At 35.6% G+C, this 4,233-nt stretch carries 2 protein-coding genes; both read right to left on the bottom strand.

All coding sequences use genetic code 11. The features are described 5' to 3' along the window. Positions 1 to 492: 492 nt before the first annotated feature. Positions 493 to 1,932 (bottom strand): phosphoglucomutase/phosphomannomutase family protein, encoded by a 1,440-nt coding sequence (locus AFK68_RS07820; RefSeq protein WP_094672267.1) that lies wholly within the window; start codon positions 1,930 to 1,932, stop codon positions 493 to 495. Between the two features lie 636 nt (positions 1,933 to 2,568). Next, a complete protein-coding gene (gene folE / locus AFK68_RS07815; protein ID WP_094672266.1) occupies positions 2,569 to 3,300 on the bottom strand; it encodes a GTP cyclohydrolase I FolE in 732 nt (243 codons plus the stop codon). Positions 3,301 to 4,233 lie beyond the last annotated feature (933 nt).

Raw genomic sequence — 4,233 nt, 5'->3', positions numbered from 1 at the left:
CTGTAGGGATTTGGTTTTTACATTCCATTTTTGCTTGGGTTTGGAGACCAAACCCCTACGATAAAATGTTACAACCTATTTAGGATTCCTATATATAAAAACTTTCTCCTATTAATTAGTTATAGTAGGATAAAATGATTGGCGAAAAAAAGCTGTAGGGATTTGGTTTTTACATTCCATTTTTGCTTGGGTTTGGAGACCAAACCCCTACGATAAAATGTTGCAACCTATTTAGGATTCCGGTGTTGGTGATTTTGGATATGATTGTGTTTTAATAGTTAGGCGATAACTATTAACTGAAAGGCATTTTATATTTGGTGAAATTTAGATTTCATAGCTTGATTCACCAACTCCCAAAAACTTTCTCCTCTTTATTCCTAGTGAACAAACAGGACTTACGCAAAGCTACTATATACATGGTATCTGCGTAACTCCTAACCAATTCTTTTTACCCCTCCTGACTCCTGACTCCTGACTCCTGACTCCTCCACACTAAATACTATTTGCCCAATTTTTCGCCCATTCCAAAGTTTGCTTAACCTGCTGCATATCCGCAGCTTCACAATAAAGTCGCAAAACAGGTTCAGTACCACTAAACCGAATCAATAACCAACGACCATCAGCTAACCGAAACTTATACCCATCTATCGTTAAACAATCAACCACTTTTTGTCCGGCAACCTCCGTCACAGGATTATTTGTTAACTCCTCCAACAGTCGCGCTCGTACTTCCATATTAGCCAAAGGTAAATCTATCCTGTCATAAACAGAACTAAAACCCGTTTTTTCTTGCAGTTGGCGATAAATAACACTCAAATCTTCACCAGACATCACAACTGCTTCCAACAAATAGAGCGCCGACAATAAAGCATCCCTTTCTGGAATATGAGTACCATAACCAATACCCCCAGACTCTTCACCACCCACAAGCACCTGAGTAGACAACATCCTGTCAGCAATATATTTATAACCAATAGGAGTTTCAAATATTGGCATCTTGTATAATTCCGCCACCTTCGGAAATAGATCGGAACCACTAATAGTCTTCACCACTTCCCCACTAAAACCATGTCTAGTTGTCAGATGTTCAATCAAAATTGGAATTAAAATTTGAGAACTGAGAAAATTACCCTCTCCATCCACAGCAGCAATACGATCGCTATCTCCATCAAAAACTAATCCAATTGCTAAACTTCCTTTATTTGCTGCTCGATAACTTTTAATTTCCTTAAAAAGTTTACTTAAATAACGAGGCAAAGGTTCAGGTGCCCCACCATCAAATAAAGGGTCACGATCACCATTAACTTCTTCAATTTCTACTCCCAATATTTGTTGTAAACCTCCAGCAGCAGCACCGTGCATTACATCTGCAAAAACTTTTAATTTACCCTCATTAATTGCCGACTTAATTTTATCAATCTCTACCATTTTTTGGAGAGTTTCGCAATAACTAGGCCAAGGATTAAAACTTTCTATCTTACTTCCTTGAACCAAATCTTTTTCAGCTTCAACTGTTAATAAATCTTCTATTTGCTTAGTTATTTCTGGAGGCACCGAACCACCAAAAGCACCCTTAACTTTTAACCCTAAATATTTCCCTGGATTATGACTAGCAGTCATCACAATTGCCCCAAGAGCTTGTTTTTGAAATGCTGCCAAACTAAAAGCAGGAGTAGGAGCATAAGTATCCGTTAACAAAACATCAAATCCTGCATTTTGAACAGCTTCGGCAGCAACTTGAGCAAATTCTTCAGCCATAAACCTCCGGTCATAGCCGACAATTATTGTTTTACTATTATTAGTAGAATCAGCATAATTTTTCTCTAAGATTTTTGCTGCAATGGGAGCTACTAAAGCAACTCTTTCAAAAGTAAAATCATCAGCTATGACACCGCGCCAGCCATCTGTTCCAAATTTGATTGGTTTAGTCATATCAGAAATCTCTCTATCTGTATATTTTTGTTGTCTAAGTTATTTACTTTGAATCTTAGTCTTCCACCGTACTTTTCTATAATTATTTATAGAAAAGTAGGGGGCGGAAATAAGAATATTTACTAAGTAAAGAATTCAATAGAAAAGCAGGGGAAGGAAATAAGAATATTTACTAAGTAAAGAATTCAGGAGTCAGAATTTATTTGGATAATTCTTTCCTAATGGATAATTGATAATTCAGGTTTAAAGCCTTCTATTTCAAGAGAAAAAAAGTGCTCTTGAATTTCCTTATATTCTATTCTGTTACGGTTTTAACCAGAGTTAATTATCCATTATCCATTATCAACTGGTAGATGTAGCTTGCTTCTATAACACTACGCATTATGGTTATGACACTTATAAATATTCAAATAAGCGTCAGAGATTATTTTTGACTTTTACATTTTGGAGTTTTGACTTGCGCGTAGCCCCATAGCGAAGGATTATAAATGGGTTTAAGGACTCCACCAAATAATTAAATTTGGTGGTTTTCAATTAATGGGTGGATGCATCGCCACTAATTGATTTTAGCTCCTTTCTTCTGTCTCCTGACTCCTTCATCAATTCCTTATTCCCACTAAATTCAGTTACTACCTATTAAAAGAATGCAGGTTGATGGCGAATTAAGCTCAAATATTCCTCTCTTGTTTTCTGATCTTCTTCAAAAACACCAAGCATTGCACTGGTAACAGTCCAAGAACCAGGTTTTTGAACTCCCCGCATTACCATACACATATGAGTAGCTTCAATTACAACTGCTACACCCTTTGGTTCTAATATTGTTTGAATTGCTTCAGCAATTTGACGATTTAATCTTTCCTGGACTTGCAATCTACGAGAATACATTTCGACAATCCTAGCTAGCTTACTTAGTCCTACTACTTTTTGATTAGGAATATAAGCTACATGAGCTTTTCCCATGAAGGGTAGCATATGATGTTCACAAAGACTAAAAAGATTGATATCTCTAACTAGAACCATTTCGTTATGACCTTCGTCAAAGATAGCACCATTCACAATTTCTTCCAGGGATTGACTGTAGCCACTAGTCAAAAATTGCATTGCTTCTGCAACCCGCTTGGGAGTTTTGAGCAATCCTTCTCGCTCAGGATCTTCTCCTACTGAGAGTAGCATTGTCCGGACAGCCTCCATCATTGCCTCATTGCTTTCTTCAGCAGGAGGTTGTTGCCTAATTGATTGACCATTGGATGAAGAGCTACGGTCAGGTCTATAGGAAATTTTACCCGTTACATCTGCATCAGAAGTTTTAACACCATTGATGTTAAGTGTTTTGCTAGAATTGGAACCGTTGGAAAAAGTTTGAGTCATAATAGATTCGGATCAGATTTCAAAAAAGCACGTTATATCTTGACCTAACTTTTGCTAGGCCATTTAGCTTAGGTCATAATTCTTTGTTCATTGGTGCTAATAAGTTTTAGTTATTAATGAGCAATGAACTATAACTATGAGAGTTTGTCAATTTCTCTACTGATAAGTTTGACACCGACCAAGAATCCATTTTCACAAATCATTAGTTATCAGAAAATAGGTAAATTACTGTCTGAATTGGTATCAGGAAAGCATTGAGAATTTACATCTCAACTATATTTAGGATTTTATCATGGTTAAATAGTTAAGATTGATCCCAATAAGTTTCTCGATCCTAGAGAGTGGTATTGACAAAACTAGAAAAAACTTGCGGTAAGACTAATTAAGTAGTTCTTTAGTTTTCTTGTCATTATTTCATAAAGAGCTATGAAACCAAATTGACTGGACACTTTAGACATCCCTCTTGTGAAAATACTTGGTCATTAACAAAACCATAGATACTACTGTAATAATTATGCCAGAAAGTCTGTTGTGAATAGCTAATTAAGATTCCTTTAATTAATTTCAAAACATTTCTTGAGTTGAGTTGACATTCTCACTACACTTCTGGTAATTTCTCAAATTATCCTAATGATTTTGACCTTTAGCAAATCATTCCCTGCTTTTTTGAGAATTACCCTTCAATAATTTTTCATATCTATCTGTCCACAAGCTCCAAATTTTGAGGGAACTCCACCTCAAAAAATCTATAGAGTCCTATTTTAACGGAGGCGTTAGAGTATCTGTCTACTTAAAAACTATCATATAACTGTTTTGTTTCGCGGAAGTCAAAATTCATGCATTAAGATTTTAAGATTTAATAGACAGAAAACTTTGAGGTTACAATAATTTCAACAGATTATTTAACATTATAACTTTGAAACTATGTAGATA

It is taken from the genome of Hydrocoleum sp. CS-953 (assembly GCF_002260545.1).
Classification (GTDB): domain Bacteria; phylum Cyanobacteriota; class Cyanobacteriia; order Cyanobacteriales; family Microcoleaceae; genus Trichodesmium.
Note: the sequence above shows the minus strand (reverse complement) of the source record. Positions and strands in the feature narration are given on the sequence as shown.